The sequence below is a fragment of the Pseudomonas sp. JZ134 genome, from assembly GCF_051027695.1.
Lineage (GTDB): Bacteria > Pseudomonadota > Gammaproteobacteria > Pseudomonadales > Pseudomonadaceae > Chryseomonas > Chryseomonas luteola.
On the sequence record NZ_CP069250.1, the window covers coordinates 1,704,684 to 1,729,119 of the forward strand.

25 protein-coding genes, 1 pseudogene and 1 riboswitch are annotated in these 24,436 nt (G+C 54.8%); of the genes and pseudogenes, 16 read left to right on the forward strand and 10 right to left on the reverse strand.

Annotated elements, in window-relative coordinates:
- From JQR86_RS07955 to speB, 4 genes are all read right to left on the reverse strand, one after another.
- Positions 1-1,398: a sodium:solute symporter gene (locus JQR86_RS07955; protein WP_434154655.1), complete on the reverse strand. Its 1,398-nt coding sequence runs from the start codon at positions 1,396-1,398 to the stop codon at positions 1-3.
- A gap of 50 nt (positions 1,399-1,448) precedes the next feature.
- The gene (locus JQR86_RS07960; RefSeq protein ID WP_312272447.1) at positions 1,449-2,174 is read right to left on the reverse strand and encodes an MBL fold metallo-hydrolase; all 726 of its coding nucleotides are present in this window, start codon (positions 2,172-2,174) and stop codon (positions 1,449-1,451) included.
- Between the two features lie 17 nt (positions 2,175-2,191).
- Positions 2,192-3,700, reverse strand: coding sequence for a purine-cytosine permease family protein (locus JQR86_RS07965; protein WP_434154656.1), 1,509 nt, complete (start codon positions 3,698-3,700; stop codon positions 2,192-2,194).
- A gap of 192 nt (positions 3,701-3,892) precedes the next feature.
- A complete protein-coding gene (gene speB / locus JQR86_RS07970) occupies positions 3,893-4,843 on the reverse strand; it encodes an agmatinase (RefSeq protein ID WP_404627890.1) in 951 nt (316 codons plus the stop codon).
- Between the two features lie 139 nt (positions 4,844-4,982).
- On the opposite strand from speB, the gene JQR86_RS07975 reads away from it, so the two are divergent.
- The 5 genes and pseudogenes from JQR86_RS07975 to JQR86_RS07995 all read left to right on the forward strand — a co-directional run bounded on the left by JQR86_RS07975 (position 4,983) and on the right by JQR86_RS07995 (position 8,620).
- Positions 4,983-5,882 carry a LysR family transcriptional regulator gene (locus JQR86_RS07975; RefSeq protein ID WP_019365201.1) on the forward strand — a complete coding sequence of 300 codons (900 nt, stop codon included), beginning with the start codon at positions 4,983-4,985 and terminating at the stop codon, positions 5,880-5,882.
- Between the two features lie 95 nt (positions 5,883-5,977).
- A pseudogene (locus JQR86_RS07980) lies at positions 5,978-6,259 on the forward strand (PAS domain-containing protein); the annotation flags it as partial.
- Between the two features lie 249 nt (positions 6,260-6,508).
- Entirely contained in the window at positions 6,509-7,543 is a 1,035-nt protein-coding gene (locus JQR86_RS07985) for a methyl-accepting chemotaxis protein (protein WP_434154855.1), read from the forward strand.
- Positions 7,544-7,600: 57 nt separating this feature from the next.
- Positions 7,601-8,212 carry a tRNA-uridine aminocarboxypropyltransferase gene (locus JQR86_RS07990; protein ID WP_434134442.1) on the forward strand — a complete coding sequence of 204 codons (612 nt, stop codon included), beginning with the start codon at positions 7,601-7,603 and terminating at the stop codon, positions 8,210-8,212.
- Between the two features lie 192 nt (positions 8,213-8,404).
- The gene (locus JQR86_RS07995) at positions 8,405-8,620 is read left to right on the forward strand and encodes a hypothetical protein (RefSeq protein ID WP_010794756.1); all 216 of its coding nucleotides are present in this window, start codon (positions 8,405-8,407) and stop codon (positions 8,618-8,620) included.
- Between the two features lie 44 nt (positions 8,621-8,664).
- Here JQR86_RS07995 and JQR86_RS08000 read toward each other — a convergent pair whose 3' ends face one another.
- Positions 8,665-9,375, reverse strand: coding sequence for a 4'-phosphopantetheinyl transferase family protein (locus tag JQR86_RS08000; RefSeq protein ID WP_074824129.1), 711 nt, complete (start codon positions 9,373-9,375; stop codon positions 8,665-8,667).
- Between the two features lie 385 nt (positions 9,376-9,760).
- On the opposite strand from JQR86_RS08000, the gene JQR86_RS08005 reads away from it, so the two are divergent.
- Positions 9,761-11,092 carry a dicarboxylate/amino acid:cation symporter gene (locus JQR86_RS08005; RefSeq protein WP_010794754.1) on the forward strand — a complete coding sequence of 444 codons (1,332 nt, stop codon included), beginning with the start codon at positions 9,761-9,763 and terminating at the stop codon, positions 11,090-11,092.
- A gap of 23 nt (positions 11,093-11,115) precedes the next feature.
- On the opposite strand, the gene JQR86_RS08010 is transcribed toward JQR86_RS08005, so the two are convergent.
- Positions 11,116-11,643, reverse strand: coding sequence for a SprT family zinc-dependent metalloprotease (locus JQR86_RS08010; RefSeq protein ID WP_434154657.1), 528 nt, complete (start codon positions 11,641-11,643; stop codon positions 11,116-11,118).
- An 88-nt stretch (positions 11,644-11,731) separates the two neighbouring features.
- Positions 11,732-12,343: a DNA-J related domain-containing protein gene (locus JQR86_RS08015; protein WP_010794752.1), complete on the reverse strand. Its 612-nt coding sequence runs from the start codon at positions 12,341-12,343 to the stop codon at positions 11,732-11,734.
- A 100-nt stretch (positions 12,344-12,443) separates the two neighbouring features.
- On the opposite strand from JQR86_RS08015, the gene ttcA reads away from it, so the two are divergent.
- The 6 genes from ttcA to JQR86_RS08045 all read left to right on the forward strand — a co-directional run bounded on the left by ttcA (position 12,444) and on the right by JQR86_RS08045 (position 16,447).
- On the forward strand, positions 12,444-13,268 hold the full coding sequence (ttcA, locus tag JQR86_RS08020; RefSeq protein ID WP_019366962.1) for a tRNA 2-thiocytidine(32) synthetase TtcA: 825 nt from the start codon (positions 12,444-12,446) through the stop codon (positions 13,266-13,268).
- 16 nt (positions 13,269-13,284) lie between these two features.
- Positions 13,285-13,956, forward strand: a complete 672-nt coding sequence (locus tag JQR86_RS08025; RefSeq protein ID WP_434154659.1) for a DNA-3-methyladenine glycosylase I — start codon at positions 13,285-13,287, stop codon at positions 13,954-13,956.
- Entirely contained in the window at positions 13,956-14,717 is a 762-nt protein-coding gene (locus tag JQR86_RS08030; protein ID WP_434154661.1) for an NAD-dependent protein deacylase, read from the forward strand. The genes JQR86_RS08025 and JQR86_RS08030 overlap by 1 nt, the downstream gene beginning before the upstream one ends.
- A 97-nt stretch (positions 14,718-14,814) precedes the next feature.
- A complete protein-coding gene (locus tag JQR86_RS08035) occupies positions 14,815-15,432 on the forward strand; it encodes a C40 family peptidase (RefSeq protein ID WP_374940328.1) in 618 nt (205 codons plus the stop codon).
- Between the two features lie 72 nt (positions 15,433-15,504).
- Positions 15,505-16,056 (forward strand): C40 family peptidase, encoded by a 552-nt coding sequence (locus JQR86_RS08040; RefSeq protein ID WP_434154662.1) that lies wholly within the window; start codon positions 15,505-15,507, stop codon positions 16,054-16,056.
- Positions 16,057-16,126: 70 nt separating this feature from the next.
- On the forward strand, positions 16,127-16,447 hold the full coding sequence (locus JQR86_RS08045) for a hypothetical protein (protein WP_019366965.1): 321 nt from the start codon (positions 16,127-16,129) through the stop codon (positions 16,445-16,447).
- 40 nt (positions 16,448-16,487) lie between these two features.
- On the opposite strand, the gene JQR86_RS08050 is transcribed toward JQR86_RS08045, so the two are convergent.
- Positions 16,488-16,994, reverse strand: coding sequence for a hypothetical protein (locus JQR86_RS08050; protein WP_434154663.1), 507 nt, complete (start codon positions 16,992-16,994; stop codon positions 16,488-16,490).
- Positions 16,995-17,308: 314 nt separating this feature from the next.
- Here JQR86_RS08050 and JQR86_RS08055 point away from each other — a divergent pair, with 314 nt between their 5' ends.
- Genes JQR86_RS08055 through JQR86_RS08065 form a run of 3 tightly spaced genes read left to right on the forward strand, consistent with a single transcriptional unit; the run spans position 17,309 to position 21,230 of the window.
- Positions 17,309-18,511: a c-type cytochrome gene (locus JQR86_RS08055; RefSeq protein ID WP_434154664.1), complete on the forward strand. Its 1,203-nt coding sequence runs from the start codon at positions 17,309-17,311 to the stop codon at positions 18,509-18,511.
- Positions 18,508-18,990 (forward strand): (2Fe-2S)-binding protein, encoded by a 483-nt coding sequence (locus tag JQR86_RS08060; RefSeq protein WP_286788810.1) that lies wholly within the window; start codon positions 18,508-18,510, stop codon positions 18,988-18,990. The genes JQR86_RS08055 and JQR86_RS08060 overlap by 4 nt, the downstream gene beginning before the upstream one ends.
- Entirely contained in the window at positions 18,987-21,230 is a 2,244-nt protein-coding gene (locus JQR86_RS08065; RefSeq protein ID WP_434154666.1) for a molybdopterin cofactor-binding domain-containing protein, read from the forward strand. Before JQR86_RS08060 ends, JQR86_RS08065 begins: the two co-directional genes overlap by 4 nt.
- A 6-nt stretch (positions 21,231-21,236) precedes the next feature.
- Here JQR86_RS08065 and JQR86_RS08070 read toward each other — a convergent pair whose 3' ends face one another.
- A complete protein-coding gene (locus JQR86_RS08070; RefSeq protein ID WP_010794741.1) occupies positions 21,237-22,103 on the reverse strand; it encodes a metallophosphoesterase family protein in 867 nt (288 codons plus the stop codon).
- Between the two features lie 460 nt (positions 22,104-22,563).
- Here JQR86_RS08070 and JQR86_RS08075 point away from each other — a divergent pair, with 460 nt between their 5' ends.
- A complete protein-coding gene (locus JQR86_RS08075; RefSeq protein ID WP_434154667.1) occupies positions 22,564-23,535 on the forward strand; it encodes a restriction endonuclease in 972 nt (323 codons plus the stop codon).
- A 55-nt stretch (positions 23,536-23,590) separates the two neighbouring features.
- Here JQR86_RS08075 and JQR86_RS08080 read toward each other — a convergent pair whose 3' ends face one another.
- Entirely contained in the window at positions 23,591-23,956 is a 366-nt protein-coding gene (locus JQR86_RS08080) for a YggL family protein (protein WP_010794739.1), read from the reverse strand.
- 215 nt (positions 23,957-24,171) lie between these two features.
- A riboswitch (cobalamin riboswitch) is annotated at positions 24,172-24,368 on the forward strand.
- Positions 24,369-24,436: the final 68 nt, after the last annotated feature.

The window sequence follows — 24,436 nt, forward strand, 5'->3', positions numbered from 1 at the left end:
CTAAATCTCCTCAGGCGCGGTTGTTGCCAGGGCATGTTGAGCGGAGCGAGCCAAAAGGCTCAGCAATACGAAGCTGCTCAGACTGACCGCCAGACTGAAATAAATGGGCGTGTTGGCTTCCAGGCCATCCTTGAACATGAAGATCAGTGCCGTCAGACAGCCCGACAACATGCTGGTGATCGCGGCAGGTGTGGTTGCTCGCTTCCAATAGATGGCGCCGATCAGGGGAATCAACATGCCGCCAACCAGCAGGTTATAAGCGCACGTCAGTGCGTTGAGTACATCGTCTACTGCCAGGGCAATACCCAATACGATGAGTCCGACGAGCAAGGTAAACAGACGGTTGAGCGAGAGATTGGTCAGCGGCCTTCCCTGACGCAATACCGGGATCAGGTCTTCCGTTAAAACTGTGGAAGCAGCCAGCAGGGCCGCGCTGGCGGTAGACATCATGGCAGCCAGAGCGGCAGCAATCACCAGGCCCCGGATGCCATCCGGCAGGGCTGCCTGAACGATTGCGGCAAAGGCATTGTTGGCATTGTCCAGATCCGGTAAGAGCACCTTGGCTGTCATGCCAATCAGGGCTCCACCTAGTCCGTACAACACGCAATAAATGCCTGCGGTAGTACCTGCATAGCGGGCGACGCGCTCATTTCGGGCAGTAAATACCCGCTGCCAGATATCCTGTCCGATCAGGACGCCAAAGAAATAGATGACGAAGTACGTCACGATCGTGCTCCAGCCAATGGCGGTAAAGCTGAAGCTAGAGGCAGGCAGCTTGGCAACGAGTTCATCCCAGCCGCCAATCCTGTACAGGCAGATCGGCAGGAGGATGAACATCAGGCCTACGGTCTTTATGACGAACTGGACGATATCCGTCAGTGTCAGGGACCACATCCCTCCAATTGCGGAATACACCACTACCACGCCGCCGCCGATCACGACGGCCAGCCAGAAGGGAATGCCAAAAAGCACCTGCATGACTGTACCGATGGCAATGGTCGAGGTCGCCGCCAGCATTAGGGCATAGGCCACCATGATGACGGCGCTGGCTTGGCGTGCGGTTGTGTTGTAACGCCGCTCCAGTACCTGAGTCACGGTAAAGATGCGAAGTTTGAGGAGCGGTTTGGCCAAAAACAGATTCAGGATAATGATGCCAAGCCCCAGGGCCGCACACAGCCAGAACCCGGAGATACCGTGTACATAGCCCAGGCGCACTGTACCTACCGTGCTGGCGCCGCCCAATACAGTAGCCGCCATAGTGCCCATGTAAAATGTGGGACCCAGGTTGCGACCCGCCACTAGAAACTCATCATGGGATTTGGCGCGGCGCATGCCGATCCAGCCTAGTAAAAGCATGGCAGCTACATAGGCGAGGACCACAAGGATATCCAGGGCCATGAAGGCCTCCTTTAGAATCAGTTGAATAAGGAGCTGGGCAACGAGAGGCTTCAGGCATGTGCCTTGAGCCAGCCGTCGATCAAGTGCCGCAGGCGTTCACCGGAAAAACTGGGGAAATGCCCGCCGTGTACCGTGCGGATAGGCATCTGTCGAAGCCGCTCCAGACTTAAGGCATAGGCTTCCAGATTCGAGTGGTAGGCATCCTCGACCAGCGGCCCGTCGTAAATAATGTCGCCGCTGAATAGCGTTGCGGTGGCGGCTTCCCATAGGCTGATGCCGCCAGGCGAATGCCCGGGTGTATGCAGGATCTCCAAGTGGCGATCGCCGAGGTCAAGAATGTCGCCTTCCTCGATCAGGCGAGTCGCTGGAGCAGCTTTGACGCGGTATTCGGCATAGCACAGCGGGCAGTCAGGGTGTGCCTCGAACATGGCGTCCGTGACGTAGCCGGCCGCCAGGGTATTCTCGCGGGTGGGATGGGCGAGAATATCGGCTTCAGCAGGGTGCGCCAGACGCTCATCGAACTCATGATGCCCAGCGATATGATCGAAATGCGTATGGCTTGCCACGGCCATCAAGGGACGCTCGGTCAGCCAGGGAAGTTGCTCCCGCAAGCTGACGACACCCGAGCCGCTATCGATCAAAACATCACGCTCTCGTCCTTGAATGTGCCAGAGGTTGCAGCGATAAAAGGGCCGAATGTAAGGTTCATGGATCAGACTGATCCCATCGGCGCCACGCTTTACCTCGAACCACTGATCTCGGCTGACAATGTTCATGGGTGTCACTCCAGAAATCAGGATAGGCTGGCGTTGGAACGGATCAGTGCAGGACCACCGCGTGTTGCAGATGCGTTGAGCCGGGCAGGGCCATAGACTTCGATCGGTTCTGGAAAAAGCCGGAGCAGCAGGCTGTAGAGCAGGGCGGCCATGCCTAGCGTGATGGGCAGGCTGATATCGATTCCGCCTGCCAGCTCGCCTAAGGGGCCTACGAACTGACCGGGCAGGTTGACGAATAGCAACCCAACCACCGCGCTGGGAATCCAGGCGCCCAGGCCCCGCCAGTTCCAGCCGTGGTGGAACCAGTAGCGTCCGCCACGTTCGCCGCGAGTAAAGACCTGCAGATCGTCAGGGCAGTAAAAACCGCGCCGATTGATCAGTCCGATGATCATGATGATCATCCAGGGGCTGGTGCAGGTAATGATCAGCACTGCAAATGTCGACACGCTCTGAACCAGATTAGCGGCGAAGCGGCCGATAAAGATGAATACAATGGCCGCAACACCAATGAGGAGCGTGGCACGTACTCGCGTCAGTACACGAGGGAAGACGCTGGACATATCCAGCCCTGTTCCATAGAGCGAGGTGGTGCCGGTAGACATTCCACCAATGGTGGCAATCAGGCAGACGGGCAAAAAGAACCAGCTGGGGGAAATGGCTAACAAGCCACCTACATAGTTATTCTCAGCGATGTACTGAGGGGCTTTTACAGCCACGATGCTGGCCGTGGCCAGACCGAACAGGAAAGGAATCAGCGTTGCGACCTGAGAAAGCACTACGGCCAGCATGATGTGCAGCTTAGATGTCTGGCGAGGAATATAGCGTGCCCAGTCACCCAGGAAGGCGCCGAAGGAGACCGGGTTACTCATGGCAACCAGCGCCGAGCCTATGAACGCTGCCCAAAAGCCTTCTGTGCCGGGATTGAGCGTGCCGGCATAGCTTGCGTCGAACGGCCCTGCAAAGGCTGCGATTCCCAGCATGAACAACACGCTGGCGCTAACGACCGCGACCTTGTTCACCCAGAGCAGGAAGCGGAAGCCATACAGGCAGACCGTCAAAACCAGTATGGCAAATACGCCGTAGGCCAGTCCGAGCGTCAGGTCTGTTTCAGGAAGACCGATCAGGCGCTTGGCACCTCCGATCAGGGCATCGCCTGAACTCCATACGGAAAGTGAAAAGAACGCGATAGCGGTCAGCAGGGAAAGGAACGAGCCTACAATGCGACCATGTACACCGAAATGAGCCCCGGACGAGACGGCATTGTTCGTGCCGTTTATAGGGCCAAATAAGCCCATGGGCGCAAGGATAACCGCGCCGGTCATGACGCCCAGAAGAATCGACCAGACGCCTGCCTCGAAAGATAAGCCAAAAAGAATAGGAAAACTGCCCAGCACGGCGGTAGCGAAGGTATTCGCTCCACCAAAAATCATACGAAACAAATCGAAAGGAGTGGCATTGCGCTCGGCGTCCGGAATTTTTTCGACGCCAAAGGTTTCGATACGGGTGATACCGTTAGGGTTATCCATGGTCGCCTCGACACGGTTATAGGCCACTGCACTGAGCGATGGCTTCTTTTGTTATCCCCGTAGGCGCTGGGCCCGCGGGTTGGTGTTCGGCAGTACGGCAAGGCCGGAAGGCTAATTGCCTGAGGCAAGTTCTGGACCTGCCTCAAACGGGAGTCTTTGCGGACTCCTCGGATTTATTTATCGTTACAGCGGCTATCGGCGTACCACCCCAGGCAGTACACACAGCATTTCATAAAGCAGATTGGCGCCCAGTAAAGAGGTGTTGCCTGTAGTGTCGTATGGGGGAGATACCTCCACAAGATCGCCTCCCACTAGATCAAGCCCGTGGCAGCCGCGGATAATTTCCAGTGCCTGAATGGTGGTCAGTCCGCCTATTTCAGGGGTGCCGGTTCCTGGAGCCCAGGCGGGGTCAATACCGTCGATGTCAAACGATAGGTAAACAGGGCCGCCTTGCACTTTTGCCCGGACTTCCGCCATCAGAGGGGAGAGTGATGTGTGCCAACACTCTTCCGCCTGCACAACGCGAAATCCCTGCTCACGGCTCCAGTTGAAATCGTCTGCCGTATAACCCTGGGCACGTAGTCCGATCTGCGCGACGCGATTGCAGTCCAGCAGGCCTTCTTCGACTGCCCGGCGAAAAGTAGTGCCATGAGCAATCCTCTCGCCAAACATGTGGTCGTTCACATCAGCATGGGCGTCGACATGAACCAGCCCAACCTTGCCATATTTCTTCTTCATGGCTCTGAGAATGGGCAGGGTGATCGTATGGTCACCTCCAAGGGTGAGCGGAATGACATTGTGCTCAAGAATGCCGTCATAGGCCTCTTCAATAATCCGTACGGCATCGAGAAGGTTGAAGGTATTGATGGCTACATCGCCAATATCAGCCACCGAGAGCGAATCAAATGGCGCGGCGCCGGTTGCCATGTTGTAGGGACGGATCATGACGGATTCGGCCCGAATTTCGCGTGGACCAAAGCGGGTGCCGGAGCGCAGTGATGTTCCAATATCCAATGGCACACCAACGAAGGCGGCGTCCAGCCCAGCAGGCGACTCGAGGTGAGGCAAGCGCAGCATGGTCGCGATGCCCCCAAAGCGTGGCATCTCGTTACCACCCAGCGGTTGATGAAGTTTTTTCTCCACAATCGATCTCCTGCCTGCGAAACGATGGCCCGATTGTGTGAAGGAAACAGCGCCTGAAAAATCGGCAAGTGCAAAAAATCAGTTCAGAGATTTCTAAACTATCGGATAGGCTAAAAAAATAAGACAACGGATCCTGTCCATGGCCAATGCGCTGCACGATATTCGTCTACTCAGAATTTTCGCGACTGTTGTCCAGAGTCAGGGCTTTGCGGCGGCACAGCGTGAACTGAATCTGTCAACATCAGCCATCAGCACCTATATGAGCCAGTTGGAAAGCCAATTAGGCATCACCTTGTGTCATCGTGGGCGCGGCGGGTTTGGGCTGACCAGCAAGGGTGAGATGTTTTATCAGGAGACGTTGAGAATCCTGGGAGAGATCGAAGGCTTTGAGCGATATGCAGCCGCGCTTAAGGGCGAGCTGAGCGGTACGCTCAAGCTGGGGATGCTGGACTCGTTAGCCAATGAGCCTGCCTTGTCATTGGCGGATGTTATCGGTGCTTATACAGGTGAATACCCCTCAGTCCACATTCATCTGACGGTTATGAGTCCTTATGACCTTCAACTGGCCATTCTTGAAAACCGTTTGGACTTGGCCATCGGTGCGTTTTCTGCGCGAATGAATGGGGTAACGTACCAGCCACTTTATCGTGAACAACATTGGTTGTATTGCAGCGACCGCCATCCTTTATTCAAGGAAAGACATATTCCCGAAGAACTTATTACTCAACAAAGAATGGTCCGAAGAGGCTATTGGAGTCAGGCCGAACTGGCTCGGCATGGGTTCAAGGAAAGTGCGGCAACAGTTGAAAGTATGGAGGCTCAGTTAATATTAATTCTTTCAGGAGCTTATATAGGTTATCTACCTGAGCATTATGTTCATGCGTGGGTTAATCAAGGGCGATTACGTGCTTTACAGCCAGCAATGTTTGGCTATCAGGCGCCATTTTCGCTCATATTTCGCCGAGGCCGTAATCGCGAAAGTCTAATACAGACTTTTCAAAGAATTCTTAAAGCTCATATGCGGCGTGCCGATAAGTAGCTGACGTTAAAAAATGATGACAACTAACATGAGTGCTATTTGCCATCGTTTAATTGAACGTCCGCTTATTTGGAAATCAAGAAGGCTTCTCCGCCATGCGCAAAAACCTGCCAGTGACACAACAGGCTCGTACATTCAGGGAAAGTGAGCGTCTTATCTCAACGACGAATCTCAAGGGACAAATTACTTATTGCAATGACGCTTTCGTCACAATAAGTGGTTTTAAGCGAGAAGAGCTTATTGGCAGTCCACATAATCTGGTTCGTCATCCAGATATGCCGGAGGGCGTATTCGGCCATATGTGGGATACCCTAAAACAGGGCAAAGCCTGGATGGGTATCGTCAAGAACCGCTGCAAGAACGGCGACTATTATTGGGTGAACGCATACGTCACTCCTATCTGGGAAAATGGCCAGATGGTGGGCTATGAGTCCGTACGTGTGCTGCCCACCGCTGATCAGATCCGACGGGCCGATGTCATGTATACACGGCTGCGTGAAGGCAAGCGTGCAGTACCAGTGACAGAAGCCATCAGGCATTCTGTCAAAATTGCATGGCCTACGCTTTTCAGTGGTGCGGTTATCTTTGGCGGTCATTTCTATTTCAACGACCTTGCCCAGGCGGGTGTGATTGTTGCCAGTGCACTAGGCATTACCTTCTGGCAGTTCAAGCGTCAGCGCTGGACCATTGAAAAGATCTTCGAGGCCAATCCGAAGATGTTTACCAGCGCCATCGTTGCGCCTACGTACAGTAACCAGTTTGGCGCGGCAGGCCAGATGGACCTCGCCTTGCAAAGCCAGGAGTCACGTTTGCAAACGGCACTGACTCGCCTGGTGGATACCGGCAACAACGTGCAGAGCAAGGCAGCAGAGTCGTCGCGTCTTGCACGTGCTCAAGCCGAGTTGCTTGATCGTCAGCGCCATGAGACCGACCAGTCAGCCACTGCAATCAATGAAATGTCTGCCACCATTCAGGAGGTTTCTCAAAACGTTAACCAGACGGCTCAGGCTGCTGGCGAGGCGGAGTCGCTGGCCCTGCATGGTCGTGACGTGGCGGATGAGAGTTTAGCCTCCATGAGGCAGCTGGCTGGCGCCGTGAGTGAAATTGGACAGGCAGTGGGTGAGCTTGCCGATTCCACCCAGTCGATCGGCAGTGTTGCCGATGTGATTACTTCGATTGCCGAGCAGACCAATCTACTGGCGCTTAATGCTGCGATTGAAGCGGCAAGGGCAGGCGAGGCTGGTCGCGGATTTGCCGTGGTCGCAGACGAGGTGCGCTCGCTGGCTTCACGTACGCGTGATTCTACCCAGCAAATTCACCAGATCATCGAGAACCTGCGTTCAGGCGCGCAGCGCGCCGTTGCTACAGCAGCCAAGGGCGAAGAGGCCTCACGGCAGAGTGAAGAACATACGGCAGCTGTACGCGAGGCACTGGAGGGTATCAGCCAGGCGGTCATGCGAATCACGGCCATGAGCCAACAGATGGCTACGGCGGTAGAAGAGCAGAGCCATGTGGCAGAGGACATCAATCAGCAAATTACCCGCATTGCCGAGTTGTCCGATCACAGCACTCAGCAGTCACAGCAAGGTGCCGTGCTCAGTGGTGAGCTTGAGCAAATGGCAGTCTATCTGCGTGATCTGGCAGCGCGCTTCAATCGCTAGGCAACGCTTGAGGTAGACTGATGGCTGTTACCTGCTATTGGTCTACCTAGAGGTTGTATGTCACGCCCACGTTGTGCTGCATGCCAGCGTCCTGAAAGCCATTGCTTGTGCGCGCTTGTTCCCAGGCTTTCCAGTGCGACTCGCCTGTTGATCCTGCAACACCCTGACGAAACCCAGCATGCGCTGAACACGGCGCGCCTGGCCGCACTAGGTTTGGTAAACAGCGAGTTGCTTGTTGGTGAGCAATTCGAAGGGCTCGAAGCCCGTTGGGAAGGGTATACGCCCTGGTTGTTGTTTCCTGACGAGCAGGCTGAAAGCCTTGAGCATATAAAGGCCAAAGCTGAGCCTTCTGGCAAGGCTATGCTTGTCATACCTGACGGCACATGGCGAAAGGCACGCAAGCTGCTGTACCTTAATCCGTGCGTGGCAGCGTTACCACGAGTCAGCTTGCCGACCGGTCTTTCGTCGCGTTATCGCCTTCGAAAAGCTCCTGTCGCTGGGGCTGTCTCGACCATCGAAGCGATTGTTGCGGCCTTGAACATATTAGAGACGCCCAAGCGTTTCGATGCGCTGCTTGCGCCTTTCGAGAGGTTAATCGAGAGCCAGATCGAGGCAATGGGTGAAGATGTATTTGCAAAAAACCACGCGCTGAAAAGACATCATCATTAGGCTGTCATGAGCCCGACATACCGTTTAGGCATGCTCTTTTTAAGGAAGCTCTGAAGCGTTCAAAGCGTGCGGGCTCTTTAAACAGTCAAAAGCGACCACTTACCGGAAATTATGAATTTCTTGGCCGTATTAGGCTCTATTCATTACAGCCCGGATGAATCCGGTAAGACCGGTCGAGTAGGAGAGCAAGCTATGACCTTGAGTATCCAAGTCGTACGACAGGTGGAAGAGGACGAAACCATTCTGGCCTTCATTCCAGTATGGATGGGTGGAGACCAGCCTATTGAGCCTGGTGTTCCGACTGAGCCTATTTCTCCGCCATCGCAACCCATCGAGCCTGGCGAGCCCACTGTACCCGATCCCATTCCACCGGCACCTGTAGCCGATGCCCGCAGCATGATGATGTGAAGGGCAAGTCGTGACGAAAAGCGGAGCTTAGGCTCCGCTTTTTATTAGATTCCAGCAGGCACTCTGATCATGCTCAGAAAGCGCTGCTCTTCAAGCACATGCACGGCCTCAAGCTCCCGCCCCTTTTGCCAGCAGGGTGAAAGCGTCTTGGCGAGACGTAACCGGGCATAGCCGGATGGATCCCATTCGACCAGCTCGGCATCCTGGAAATAAAAGCGAACGCCAGTCAGCGGATAAAGCGCCTTGAAGAGGCTCTCCTTGAGCGAAAAGACTGCAGTGACATAAAAGGCGGTTTCAGCATCAGGGCTTTCATGTTCACGGGGCGTCAGCACTTCACTGGCCAGCCTCGCTGCACGTCCTGGAGCCAGGAGCGTCTCGGCGTCCAGTCCGATACTTTGCCAGTGCCTGGTTGCCGCAGTTGCTGCTCCTGCCCAGCCGTGACTGTGAGTAATGGAGCCGCAGAAGCCTCTCGGCCACATAGGTGCATGATCTTTCCCTACGTGTGGCGTTTGCACGGCTCCTGTTGTTTCAGCTAACGATGCTCGTGCGCACAATCGTCCAGCCAGAAATTCGGTCTGCCGCTTCGGCACGGCCTTTAGCAGTGACGGAGGCAGCGCCATGTCAAGGCAGTCGAAATCCGCGGCGGTTAACAAGGTAGGGATAAAGCGCGTGGAGTATAGAGCCACGCCCAGTCGCTCAACTGGAAACGGCCAGTACAAGGTTGGAAGAATATCGCCAGGATAGAGAGTAGTCATGAAAGCATTCTGCCGCGCTGTATCTCATCCGCCAAGCGACGCTACAGTCAGTCATTGGCATCAGACAGGTGTTGCATGATCAGCTTTTTATCAACAATGCCAACCTCTGCTGCGGCGGTTTTCCCCCAAATACCTCAGGGGGAAAACCGCCACCTTGGGCGAATATCCGCCTCTTGAACCTCTTTATTCATGCTTCTCAGTAGCTAAAGCTATGAAAAATATGGAGTTTTGTCTTTTGTTTTGGGGTGGCACATGGCTTGCATTGCATATGGCAAGATCAAGGCGTGGCCTTAATCCACAACAAAAGCTCCCTGGATGAGGGGCAGAACGCGATTGGCTTGACGTATCGCAAGGATGTGAGCGTAAGCACCATGGAATCACTCCCATGACAGCTAAAATTGAAGCAACCGCAGTGCCTCTTGCTGCAAAACCCCCGTTGTATAAGTCCTTGTATGTTCAGGTTCTGGTGGCTATTGCCATCGGTATCTTGATTGGTCACTTCTACCCGGATACCGGTGCTGCCCTGAAGCCGCTAGGTGATGGTTTCGTCAAGCTGATCAAGATGGTGATCGCGCCGATCATCTTCTGTACCGTTGTAACAGGGATTGCCGGCATGCAGAGCATGAAGGCTGTCGGCAAGACCGGCGGTTATGCGCTGCTGTATTTTGAAATCGTGTCGACCATTGCCCTGATCATTGGTCTGATTGTTGTAAACGTTGTTCAGCCGGGCGCTGGCATGAACGTTGACCCTGCCACTCTGGATACCAAGGGTATCGCTGCTTACGCGGCTGCTGGTGAAAAGCAGAGCACCATTGAGTTCCTGATGAACATCATCCCGTCGACGGTGGTTAATGCGTTCGCCCAGGGTGAAATTCTTCAGGTGCTGTTCTTTGCTGTCTTGTTCGGCTATGCCCTGCATCGTTTGGGCGAGAAGGGCGAGCTGATCTTCAACTTCATCGATCGCATCTCTCACGTATTCTTCAATATCATCAATGTCATCATGAAGCTGGCTCCAATCGGTGCCTTTGGTGCCATGGCCTTCACGATTGGCAAGTACGGTGTGGGGTCGCTGGTTCAGCTCGGCCAGTTGATGCTGTGCTTCTACATAACCTGCGTGTTGTTCGTGCTTATCGTGCTAGGCGCCATTTGCCGTGCCCACGGTTTCAGCATTCTCAAGTTCATCAAGTACATCCGTGAAGAACTGCTGATCGTGCTGGGTACGTCTTCCTCCGAGTCTGCACTGCCACGCATGTTAACCAAGATGGAAAAACTGGGCGCTCAGAAGTCAGTGGTTGGCTTGGTAATTCCAACCGGTTACTCGTTCAACCTGGACGGCACATCCATCTATCTGACTATGGCGGCTGTGTTTATTGCTCAGGCAACCAATACCCACATGGATATCACGCATCAGATCACGCTGTTGCTCGTGCTGCTGATCTCCTCCAAGGGTGCGGCAGGTGTAACGGGTAGTGGTTTCATCGTCCTGGCTGCAACCTTGTCCGCGGTAGGTCACTTGCCTGTTGCGGGTTTGGCCCTGATTCTAGGTATCGATCGCTTCATGTCCGAAGCTCGTGCACTGACCAACCTAGTAGGTAATGGTGTCGCCTCCATTGTGGTTGCCAAATGGTGTAACCAGCTGGATGAGGGCCAACTGCACCGTGAGCTGGCCAATGGCCCGACGCGTATAGAGGAAGAAGAAGCCCACAAGGTGGCTTGATCTCTCCCAATAAAAAGCCCCGTCTAGACGGGGCTTTTTATTGCTTGTTCGTCATCATTGTCGAGCCGTGTTTGCCCTGTGTAAGTCAGCGGACTCTGACAGCGACGGCAGGAATAGCGATACCCTTTCTTGACCAGTCCATGTCGACGTGAGGTAAAGGAGAAAGGGCTTTCTGAACAGCCGCACCGATAGAGGTAGACCTTCCGTGCCGGACGCTCGATTGCATAGGTATGGCATCTGCTTGGTGGCAGACCGTATACCCCCTGCATGATGAGTTGCCACTCTTTGCCGTGCGGACTTATCCGGCTGCCAAATAGTTGGTGAGCTACCAGATGGGCCACTTCGTGGGCAACGGTATGCTTTAAAAAATGCTCCTGATTCTGCCTGTAGAGCACCTCGTTAAAGCGCAGGCGGTTCTCCTGCAGATGGGCAACCCCGGCTTTCTGTCCTCGTAGGCGAAGGCTCACGTCGGGGCGAATAAACGGTTTTTTGAAAAATTGCTCGGCCAGCTGATAGCAGTCTTCGACACGAGCGAGTAAGGCTTGAGGCATTCGCTTTCTCCGTATCGAGCCTATTATGCGTCAAAGCGCATCGGCTGCCTAAGTGGGCCGCTTACCGGCAAGCAGCCCGGACAGCTAATTACTGATTGATGCTCTCATTACGCAAATGATGCCGCCTGAGTGCTTCCATTGCCCCATTCAGTGACTGCAGAGTTGCGGTACAGCCTCCACGATCCGGATGGTTACGGCTAACCAGCTGTCGGTACCGATGGCGAATGGCTGAGTATGAAGCAGACTCGTCCAGATCCAGCAATGCAAAGGCAGACTTGATGCCACCTTCATCATTCTGGCGAGTCCAGAAGCTCTCTAGCAGTGCCTCTACGTCTTCCAGCGTGGTCGTGTCGAGCTGTTCGAGATCCAGATAATAGCTGCGCAAAGGATCCGCTACGATCAAGCCGGGTTTTGCTCGGCGATAATCCTGTAGCTGAATGCGCAGGGCATGGATCTCAAGGTGCGCACTGGCATTGGCCCATAATCGATCGCGCAGGGTATACAAGGCATTGAACAAGACGAAGTGCGTGCGAAACAGTACCAGTTTATCCAGCAGCGGCTCTTGAGGCACAAAGGGTGACCGGTCCGCTCTTAGGCGCTGGATCACATCGTATTCCGATAACCCTGCAGGGGCCGCCTTGAGCAATGCATGCAATTGATGAATGAGCGTTTCATTCGGGGCTGGTTGAAAAGCAGTCATAGCCCATACCAATAAGCGGGTTGTACAGAGCAGGGTAGGGGAAACCGTGCTTTACGCGTAAAATAGTCCTTTTCGTGCATTTCCTGATTTGGATTCATCCATGAGCACCCTTTCTGTCAATCAGAACAAGCTCCAGAAACGTTTGCGACGTCTGGCTGGCGAAGCCATCGCCGATTTCAACATGATCGAAGATGGCGACAAGGTCATGGTCTGCCTGTCTGGTGGTAAAGACAGCTATACCATGCTTGATGTGTTGCTGTACCTGCAAAAGGTCGCGCCTATCAAATTCGAGATCGTTGCGGTCAATATGGACCAGAAGCAACCAGGCTTTCCCGAGCACGTACTGCCGGCCTATCTCGAATCCGTCGGTGTGGCTTACCACATCATCGAAAAGGACACCTATTCCATCGTCAAGGAAAAGATTCCCGAAGGCAAAACGACATGCTCGCTTTGCTCGCGTCTGCGCCGCGGAACGCTTTATACCTATGCCGACGAAATTGGAGCGACCAAGATGGCGCTTGGCCATCACAGGGACGACATAGTAGAGACCTTTTTCCTTAATTTGTTCCATGGCGGAACCCTCAAGGCAATGCCGCCTAAACTTTTGGCAGACGATGGACGCAATGTTGTAATCCGTCCGCTCGCGTATTGCAGCGAAAAGGACATCGAAGCCTACGCAGAGCTCAAGCAGTTCCCGATCATTCCATGCAACCTGTGCGGCTCCCAAGAAAACCTGCAGCGCAAGGTAGTCAAGGAGATGCTTCAGGAGTGGGATCGCAAGACCCCGGGGCGCACCGAAATTATGTTCAGGGCTCTGCAAAATGTAGTTCCTTCGCAGCTGGCCGACCGTAATTTGTTCGATTTTGTGAACCTGCGCATCGATGAGGACGCTACACCGCGTTTTCTGGATGTCATGAATCTCTGAGGTACTGTGTTCTCCAATGCGTGACTATGCCTGGCTACATGAGTTTTGCCTGAACCGCTTCGGCTCTTCCAAAGCCCTTGAAGCGGTATTACCCCAGCCCGCATCAGCCGAAGCGCTCGCCCAAGTGGCTGCTGACCGCTATTTGTCCTTGATGACACGGCGAATATTTCGTGCGGGTCTCAAGCACAGCCTGGTAGACGCCAAGTGGCCTGCGTTCGAAGAGGTTTTCTTTGGCTTTGATCCAGAAAAGGTCGTCCTGATGGGCGGCGAATGGCTGGAGCGGCTCATGCAGGACACGCGTCTGATCCGGCATCTGGGGAAGCTGAAAAGCGTTCCCCGTAATGCGCAGTTCATCCTGGATATCCAGCGGGAACAGGGTGACTTTGGCCAATTTCTGGCGAATTGGCCCTCAGAGGATATCGTGGGGCTCTGGCAGCTTTTATCCAGGCGAGGTAGTCAGATGGGAGGGCTTTCAGCACCGCGTTTTTTGAGAATGGCGGGCAAGGACACATTTGTCGCCACGCAGGACGTTGTGGCTGCGCTCAAGGCTCAAAACGTTATCGACAAGGAGCCGACCAGTCAGCGTGATCGGGCTGCCATGCAGGCCGCCTTCAATCAATGGCAGGCGGAAAGCAAGCGGCCGTTGTGTCAGCTTTCGGTCATGCTCGCGCATACGGTAAATCATTGATGGACACGATACGGCAGGTGGCCCAGGCGCTTGAAAGCGCTCAGCGGATTCTTGTGATAACAGGTGCTGGGCTTTCGGCAGACTCTGGTCTGCCTACCTATCGCGGTCTCAATGGGCTGTATAACGGAAAAACTGAAGAGGGCATTCCTATCGAGGCTGCGCTCTCCGGTACGATGTTTCGACACCGTCCGGATGTCTGCTGGAAGTATCTGGCGGAGTTGGGCAGGGCTTGTCTTAGCGCTCAACCCAATGCAGGTCACGAGGCCATCGCTGAGTTACAGCGGCGCAAGTCTGAGTGTTGGGTGCTGACCCAGAATATCGATGGTTTTCACCGGCGAGCCGGATCGCCCATGAACAGAGTCATAGAGATCCATGGCGAAATGGGGCCACTGTTTTGCTCGGCCTGCGAGGCAGGCGATATCCCTGTTGCTGATAAAATTGGTCATTCCCTGCCGCCACGGTGTGACCGTTGCGGGGGTGTTTTACGACCGCCTGTCGTGCTGTTTGAGGAGGCTTTACCTGCCAGAGCGGCATCTACTCTGATGCAGCAGAATGCTATCGGTTATGACGTTGTGCTCCTCATAGGCACTACCGCCAGTTTCCCGTATGTAATCGAGCCAGCCTTGCAGACCCTCAACAACGGGGGTTTTGTTGCCGAGATCAATCCAACCATGACTGATTTGAGTGCATCGGTGACAGTCAGGCTCCAAAAAAGGGCCGTAGACGTTTTATCGATTATTTTAAGTCACATGTCCGATTAAAAAATTCTTGCCTGTTCGCTGGGTAAACGGCAAAGTGTCGCAACTTTTGAATTATGACACGGTCGTGCCCATGCTACGGACTCGCTTAGCACCCCTCGTGCCCCTAAGTTTTATTGCTTTGTTGGCGGCTTGCGCCAACGCTCCACAACAACAAAAGCCTGAACAGGCACAGCTTTCAAAGCCGGCCCGGGAACAATCGGCCGCTGTTGAAAGCAAGCAATCGGCTCAGCCAATTCATTGGCTTTCCAGCAAAGCTACCCGTGGGGGTGGTCATGCCTCCCGTCAGCCTTTGAGCTGGGAGCATGAGGTTGGCTCCACGCAGCCGATGCCGACTCTGGCCGATAGCATCCTGACCCGCGCCGAAGAGCTTGTCGGTACGCCTTATCGCACTGGCGGAAGCTCGCTCAAGGGTTTTGACTGCAGTGGCTTCGTCAATTATGTCTTCCGTGAGGAAGCCGGTATCCAGTTGCCACGCTCAACCCGCCAGATCATCAATCTTGATGTACCTGTTGTCAGCAAGAACGACCTGCAGCCAGGCGACATTCTGCTGTTCAATCACAACGGCCGCGGTCGTGTCAGTCATGCAGCCATTTACATGGGCGAGGGGAAGTTTATTCATTCCTCGAGCCATCGCAGTGGCGGTGTTCGTGTAGACAGTCTTGAAGACCATTACTGGAAGGTCAGCTTCCTCGAAGGAAAGCGCATATTGCGCTAACAAGGCTTTGATCGCGTAGCGCGTTCAACGCTGCGCGATCGAGGTGGAATGCAAGAGTGAATGGATTGTCCTATGCCTGCTTTGGCTCGTATCGTACTGACTGCTCTGACCATTCTGCTGGCCGCCTGTGCCGGCACTCCGCCGCCTTCTCCGCCTCCTGCGCCAACGCCTGTTTCCAGGGTTCAGCTTGATACCCATTCACAGGCTGCCGATGACGTTCTGTTTCGCGCAATAGGGCTGGTTGGGACGCCTTACCGTTACGGAGGGAACACGCCCGACAGCGGTTTTGATTGCAGTGGCCTGATCAATTTCGTATACCGCGACGTCATGGGGATTCGCTTGCCGCGCTCCACGCGGGAAATGATCACTCTCAACGCGCCTTCTATCTCTCAATCGGCCTTGCAGCCCGGTGACCTGGTCTTCTTTGCAACGGCTGGAGGCAAGCAGGTCAGTCATGCGGGAATCTATGTGGGTGAAGGGCGCTTCGTACACGCGCCCAGTACTGGCGGAACGGTAAGACTAGACAGCCTTAGTACCCGTTACTGGCAGAAGTCCTATCTGGATGCCAAACGTGTACTGGTTACACCTAACCTGGCCAGCAGTGCCGCTGGCGGGCGCCTCTGATACCAGAGGCGCTTTGAACTCTAGGTGGATCGGTTGAATCTGATGGAAACACACATTTTCCTTCCCTTTCATGCCAGACGCGATTCGACTGCCGCCTCAGCCTGACGCCTGCGAACTTTGCGGACGAAAGGCTCCGCTCACTCGGCATCATCTGATCCCCAAGTCTCTGCATGACAAGCCCTACGTGCAAAAGCGCTTTGATCGTATAGAGCGTATTACGGCAACGCTGTGGGTATGTCGTCCATGCCATAACCACATTCATGCCACGTTTGACGAGAAAGCGTTAGCACTCACCTACAACAGCCGTGAGCGCCTCATGGAGGATGAGCGAATACGAGCATTCGTGGAGTGGCTGTCACGAAAGCCGGACGGCTTTGTACCCAAACGGTAACGCTTGGGCGGGTTAGCTAGAGTAATTTATTTTCCTTCTTTTAATTGACGCTGTAACCACGTCCAGCCAGACAGGCTGTCAATGCGCGACGATAATAATTTGTAGTTGCGCTTGGCGAGGCTGCCGTTGCGGTGGCTGGATCAGAGCCACTTTGAGTGACTGCCCAGCTATGGCATTCATATCGATCCCGAGCCTGCTGATCGGGCGTCTGGCCGCGAGCCGGGTAGGCGATGACGTCATAACTTTGTGTACTGACTGTTGTAAGAACAGGTGGTGTTACAACGATATAGCGCTGTTGATCGGCATTCCATGCATAGTAAGTACCTGCAGCCAAAAAGTAGAGTGCACTGCCTATCCAGACCTCCCGCGCAAAGTCTGGTAGCCCGTGCCCATGTCGGGGGCCTGGGTTGAAGGCCGGACCGGCATTGTGTGGAGCACGCCAGTCTGATCCGGGACCAGGCCCGTGAAGCGGCTCTGCCGTAGCAAGACTGGCTATGCCTATAGCTGCGAGGCCAACAACTGTTTTGCTGAAAGAAAAAAGATGCATATGTGCTCCCATGTTGTATGCGCAATCATGGAAAGGCACCCTACCCAGTTGAACTGCAAGAAGTGTTTGGCTTGTGTAAGCAGTACGTAAATTTTGGGCAGGTGACAAGTCTGAGGTTTTGATAATAACCGCCAGGCTTGCTGAATCCGTTTTGGTCCATTTGGCTTGCACACACCGCTTGTGGCCTTTATCTTGGCGAGTCGAATCGCAGCTGTCGTCCCATTGCATCGGGACAGGTGAAAAATAGAAAAATAGGACGATAGCCGATGGGGTTAGGCCCACCTTTAGGGCGGGCTTTGTGTAAAGCCCTGCCTTTGTTGTTGCTCGCCACGCTCAATGGCCCTGTCTGGGCGGGAGAGGGCGCAAGCATTGATGCGAAACGGGGCGAATACCTGACGCAGTTGGGAAACTGTCAGAGCTGCCATACCCGTAAGGACGGCTTGCCCTTCGCCGGTGGCGTAGCCTTTATCACGCTCTTCGGTACGCTTTACTCTACTAACATCACGCCTGAAAACACGACTGGTATCGGTGCCTGGAGCGACGACCAGTTTCTCAATGCCATGCATAAAGGCATACGGCCTGATGGCGCACATCTGTACCCGGCGTTTCCCTATACGGCTTACACCCAATTATCCCGTAACGACGTTCTGTCCATCCTTGCGTATCTAAGGTCCCGGCCAAGCGTTGTCTATACGCCGCCTACCAATGAGCTGCGTTTTCCTTTCGATCAGCGTTGGATCATCAAGGGCTGGAAGCTACTCAATTTCCGTGAAGGCCGTTTCAACGAGGTTTCTTCGAACGAACAGATCAACCGTGGCGCTTATCTGAGCGAGGCGCTAGGGCACTGTGGGGAATGCCATACGCCTCGTACCTGGAGTCAGGGGTTGGATCGCTCTCTGCACTATGGCGGTGCGCGCCAGCAGGGATGGACGGCCTGGAATATCACGCCTGACCCTCGTGGTATCGGTGACTGGAGTGACGAAAAGCTGATGAATTACTTGCGAAATGGTCATCAGCGTGGGGAGGCGGTAGCGGGCGGACCCATGGCACAGGTTGTCAGCGGTAGCCTGCGGTTTTTGACGGACGAAGACCTGCGGGCCATGGTGGCGTATTTGCGTAGCGTGCCTGCAAAGCCGGGCACCGTACCGACGCATGCCGAAATAAGCGTGAAGCCGGAAACGCAGGGCAATACAGACGCCGAAGCGTTATTCGTGTCGCTATGCGAGAGCTGTCATCATCCCGATGGACAAGGGCTGGGAGGACCTTATCCGCATTCCTTTCCGAATTACTCGGCCGTGCGCGACCCGGATGGAACAAACCTCATTCGTGTCATGCTTGAAGGGATTGAGCGAAAGGGGATGCAGGATGAGGCTTTTATGCCTGCCTACCGCGCACTCTTGAATGATGATCAGATTGCAAGTCTGGCCACTTATATCGGCCACCGGTTCGGTGGCCATACCCATGTGTTTTCGGCTCAGGACGTAGCCCGTCAACGAGAAGCAGGAGCCGGGCAATGACAATCCATCAATTGAATGTCAACGGCGCGGCTTACGAGGTCGATGTCGATCCGCAGGTGCCATTGTTGTATGTGCTGCGCAACGAGCTGGGCATCATGAGCCCTAAATTCGGATGCGGTCTTAGTGAGTGCGGGGCTTGCACGGTTCTGGCAGACGGTCGCCCTGTACGCTCCTGCTGCGTGCCGGTCGGCTCACTGGCAAGCCAGGCTATTGTGACCGTTGAAGGCCTGGGTACGCCAGACCGACCACACCCTCTGCAGCAGGCGTTCATCGATGAGCAGGCCGCGCAATGTGGGTATTGCATTCCAGGCATGTTGATGAGTGCACAGGCATTGCTCTCTCAAAACACCTCGCCAACCGACGAGCAGGTCAAACGGGCGCTTGCCGGTAATCTGTGTGGATGTGGAACACATACGCGCATCGTCAAAGCAATCCAGCGTGCCGCAGGCCTCATGCGCCAGGGCGAGGAGCGCTTATGACTTTTCTAGTGTCGCGCCGTTGTTTTCTCCAAGGGCTATCCGCTCTGGTGGTAGGGTTCAGCTTTGACGGTGTTCGGGCTGCCGAGCTATTGACGCCTGACCTTTCGGCCGAGCAGGTGAAGAAAACCCTGGACGCCAGACAGCTCGACGCCTGGCTGGCTATTCGCCAGGATGGCCGCGTCATTATCTATAGCGGCAAGGTGGAGCTGGGAACCGGGGTTGAGACCGCATTGCGCCAGATCGTGGCAGATGAATTGTGCGTCTCGTTCGAGTCTACTCGTTTGATTCAGGGTGATACACAGTTGACGCCCAACCAGGGCATCACAGCAGGGAGCAAGACAATTCAGGTGGGTGGTGCCCAGTTGCGTCAGGCTGCCGCTTCAGCCCGGCATTATCTTTTTAATGAGGGTGCACGTCGTCTGGGGCTCGATACATCGGTGCTCGATACGGTGGATGGATGTGTGGTCTACCGAGGCGATCCAGCAGGCCGTTATATTCGTTATTCCGACCTGCTGACGCAGGGTGCCTTTGAACGTTCTGTAGATAAGACTGCTAGTGTTCGAGCGGTCGAAAGCTATCGAGTCGTCGGTCAATCCATACCGCGAGTGGATATTCCTGCCAAGGTTTTCGGCCAGTTTCGTTACATTCATGACCTAACTGTCCCAGGTATGGTGCATGGGCGGGTGATTCGTCCTCCGATAACGGGCGCCAGCCGTCTGGATGGATTAAAAATCGAGCACCTCGATGCCAGTGAACTACCGGCAGGCGCGCAACTGGTCTATGAAGGCAACTTCGTGGGTGTGGTTGCAGAGCAGGAATGGGTGGCTATGCAGGCTGCCCGTGCGCTCAAAGTGACGTGGAGCTATACCTCTACGTTGCCGAACCCTGGCGATTTGTACGGCCGTTTGCGCCATGTGGCCGGCGAGCCTGAGGTACTGGTCGAGCAGGGCGATGTCATCGAGCATATGGGACAAGCCGCCCAGGTTATTTCGGCTGAGTACCGCTGGCCTTTTCAAAATCACGACTCGATTGGCCCTTCGTGCGCTATTGCCGATGTACGAGCTGACGCGGCAACCATTTGGTCGGGTACTCAAGGCATTTATCCGTTACGGTCGGCTTTGGCCAATCTGCTAGGCATGGACGAACACGCCGTGCATGTCATTTATAGCCAAGCTTCAGGATGCTATGGACATAATGGGGCAGACGATGTCGCGGGTGATGCTGCGCTGCTGTCCAGGCACTGTGGTCGTCCGGTACGTGTGCAGTGGTCCAGGGCTGACGAGCATGGTTGGAACCCCAAGGGTCCGGCTATGCTGATGCAGCTGCAAGGAGGGATGAACGAATCCGGTGACCTTGTGGCGTGGCACTTCCAGAACTGGACGCCTACTCATGTCACCCGGCCCAGCGCCAAGGCGGGAGCTGCTTCCCTGTTGGCCGGACAGCTCTCTCGGGGACTGGCCATCCAGGGGCCCAACGCGGGGGGAGACCGTAACGCCCCCACCAATTACACCCTGGTGAACTGTCGGGTTGAAACGCACTGGATCGACCCCTTGAGTTCGCCGCTACGGCCCTCTGCACTGCGTGGTTTGGGAGCGGTAGCAAACACCTTTGCCAATGAATCCTTCATGGATGAGCTGGCTTGGGCCGTGTCGGTTGATCCCTTGGCGTTTCGACTGCGTTATCTGCAGGATCCTCGCGGCCGTGCCGTGCTTGAAGCGGCCACCCGGCAGGCTCGCTGGACGCCTCGACAGCAGGGTCCTGATCGATGGAAAGGCCAATCCGTCCAGGGCCGCGGGATCAGTTACGTTCAATACGAGAATGAAAATGCCTATGTGGCCGTAGTCGCCGATGTGGATGTCAGCTCAGCCGGAGTAAGGGTCAGACGCGTGACGGTTGCCCATGATTGCGGGCTCATCATCAACCCGGACGGTGTTAGGAATCAGATTGAGGGGAATGTGATTCAGGCGATCGCCCGTACACTCAAGCAGGAAGTGACGTTCAACCCTACCGGTGTGACCAGTCTTGAGTGGGGAGCCTACCCCGTGCTGGCCTTTCATGAGGTACCAGAGATTGACATCGTCTTGCTCGATCAGCCGGACCAGCCTTCTGTTGGGGCAGGTGAAGCAACGTCTGCTGCAGTGCCTGCCGCTATTGCCAATGCGGTATTCGATGCGACAGGGTTACGGCTGCGGCAGGTACCTCTGACAAGAGCGCGCCTGACCAATGCCATGCACGCATAAGCCTTCTTATTGCTGACCGCCGGGCACCAGGACCTCATGGCGATCCGTCTCCAGTGCCTGCTCTTCTGCCTTCCAGGTCAGGTTGAAGCGCTCGGCAACTGTAAAGCGCTTGTCGATGAAGTCCCAGCGCTCTACCTCGACGCATTTGGTTTCACCGTTGCCTACGATCAGTCGATTGAAGGAGTTGGGTGCACTGCCACGTACGCGAGAGGAGAGCGTCGTGCCTGCCTGCACAATCCATATCTCTCGGGAAAGCTCAGGGTACTGGCCGCTTAGGGGAAGAACATAAGGGAGGTGGATATGGCCACCCATTACCAAGTCTAGGCCGGCGTCAGCCCAGGCGGTAAGCGCATCTCCTGCGCCGCCCTGCAGATTGCTCAAGTCACTCAGAACCATGGCGCCAAAGGGTTGATGTGCTACAACGATGCGCAGCTTTTCCTTTGAGGTCTTGTTCAAGCGGTCGACGACGCGTTGAATCTGCTCGGATGTAACCGCTCCGTCCTTGCGCCGCTTGGGGTGCGTAGTGTTCAACCCAATGACCAGAAGATGTTCATCTTCATAGGTAGGTTCAAGGTCGCTTCCAAAATGACGCTGGTAGTTGGCATAGGGCGTCATAAAGCGGGCAAAGAGGTTATAAAGCGGAATGTCGTGGTTGCCTGGTATTACCAGGGTAGCTGGAATGCCATATTTCTCAAGACGCTGCACGTAAGCCAGCCCGGCTTCGAACTGTTTGTCACGGGCTCGCTGTGTGATATCTCCTGAAAGAATCAGCAAGTCGGCGCCATGTTCACGTACGTGATCTTCCAGCGCATCAAGTACGGGTTGTTGTTCGGTACCGAAGTGAGTATCAGAGATTTGCAGAATCGTTGTCATGGGAAATGCATGCTGTCAGTGTGAAGTTACGACGCTAATGGGCGGCGAGAATTCGATTGTCTGGCCTGATTTAACGGTTAAGAGGCTGTAAATGGTTAGGCAATTCCACTTGCATGGGCGTCTTGAGTTAGCCGTTATTCGTTTAAACGTTCAAACGGCATTATCGATGAAAAACGACACCAATGTCCCTTCGCATGGGGCAAGGAAAAATATGTGATGTTTTTATCCAAAAACTTGCAGACAGTTTCTCATCATTGAGCAGTAATCTGCTGCCGCTGCTTGTCCCTATCAACGATTAGCAGTACTTCATGGCTCACGATTTGTAACACATCACGGGCGTTTTAGACGTCATCGCTTCCCGGATTTTGGTCTGGTTACAAACCTGATTACTGATTTCTCACCAGAATGTGCGGGTACCTTCAAACAGGAGGTGTCTGCAGGTTAATGGAAGCGCATCGCTATGAATCAAGCGTGGAAGATTGAGGTAGAAGGGCGCGCGCTTAACGAGGCGTTGCGCCGTGGGATAATTGCGCTGGGTTGGCCCAAGCTGGGCGATCTGCGGGCTTATCCTGATGAAAAGGCAATCAAGATCAAGCTTTCCGAGTATACGACCCAGCATAGTGAGTCAATGTTGGATACGTGGGCGTCGGCGCTCAAGACGCTGACCCACGACATCAGGGTAGGCGATGCCTTAGTCGTGTATGACCACAGGACGCGTCAGTACTGGCTGGGACATGTTACAGGTGGGTACAGCTATGATCCGCATGAATGCGAGGAGTGGCCCAACCTGAGACAAGTCAGGTGGTATGCACAGATTCCCCGTGCGCAGCTCAGCGTCAAGGCGCGCAATGCATTGAATGCGGTGCAGGGCTGTCAGTTGCGCCAGGAAATCTGGCAGCAGCTCGACTCACTCAGCCGTGGTGATTTTCAGCCGGGCGAGCAGGAGGCCGACACTATCCTCAGTGCTCGACAGGATATGGAAGCACAGGCTCGCGAATTGATTGCTGATCGGCTCGATCGTCTTTCCGAGGCGCAGATCATCCAACTGGTGTCCGGTCTGGTACGCGCCATGGGATTTATCACCAAGCAGCCTTCTGTATCCAACGGCAGTCTCGCTATCGAGGCGTCCCTGGATGGCTTGGGCCTGCATCCTCCTCATGTAAAGGTTCGAGTTCAGCATCGGCAGGGGGTTGTGAGTGGTGATACGTTGCGAGAGCTCCTGAACTGTCTGAAGGCAGATGACAAGGGTATTTTTGTCAGTACGTGCGGCTTCAGTCAGGAGGCCATCTATGAGGCCGAGCGCGCCGGTCAGTTAGTGGCTCTGATGGACATGGACCAGCTGGTCGACATGCTTCTGGTGCATTACGAGTCCCTGGAGCTGGAACTGAAGTCGCTGATTCCGTTGACGCGGATCTACTGGCCAGCCTCTTGAACGCAGCAGAAATAAAAAAGCCCCAGCACTGGCCGGGGCTTTTCACGATGGCCTGTTACTCTTCAAAGTGCCAGGCATCATAGAGTTCGCTGGCAGAAGCGCTTGCCACTTCCTTGCGTGCCTTGAGCCAATCGGTCAGGGCCTGACGGTCTTCCTCAGTAGGCGAACCGTAACGCTTGTTTGCCATGATGGTGCCTTCGATCCAGGTTTCGCCGAAGCCACCCATGTAGTCTAGATTACGGGACTCGACGAAATCGACGAAATCGCTCAGTAGGGCTTCTAGCGCTTCGTCTTCAAGCGATTCCTTGAAATCAGCCTTGAGCTCGAATGCCAGCTCCTGGAATTCGCCCAGATAGAGCTTCTTGCGGATACGGCGCTTCATGCGGCTAAGACGGGGATCGTTGGCAGTGGATTCGGACATAGGGAGACCTGTAGCTCGATAACTTCATGGCCAGCCAAAGGGTTTGACTGGATGGAAAGCGGCGTATTATCGCCAGCTTCAGCCAGCATGGCTATCAAATATGATAGCGCGGTGACGATAAAGCGAAATGAATCTGTCGCGCCGGTGGATTTTCTGCGCAAAGATTTATCCCCATTTGCCATGACTTTCGTTGACGCTCCCAGGGCTTGCCCGTAACCTGCGCGTCTGCTTGAGGTGCCTCGTGACATAGGTCGATGAGGTGAAACAGGGAAGCCGGTAGCAAGCCGGCGCTGCCCCCGCAACGGTAGGTGAGTTGATCGTCGCACAGGCCACTGGACAGCTGTCTGGGAAGGCGCGGCGGAGGAGTTTTCCGCTCACGAGCCCGGAGACCGGCCTCAGGCGTTACACGGCAATGCGGAGGGCATTGATCGTCGCACAGGGCTAATGGCGTTGTGCGTCGTTGCCTCGTCTGTATCCTTG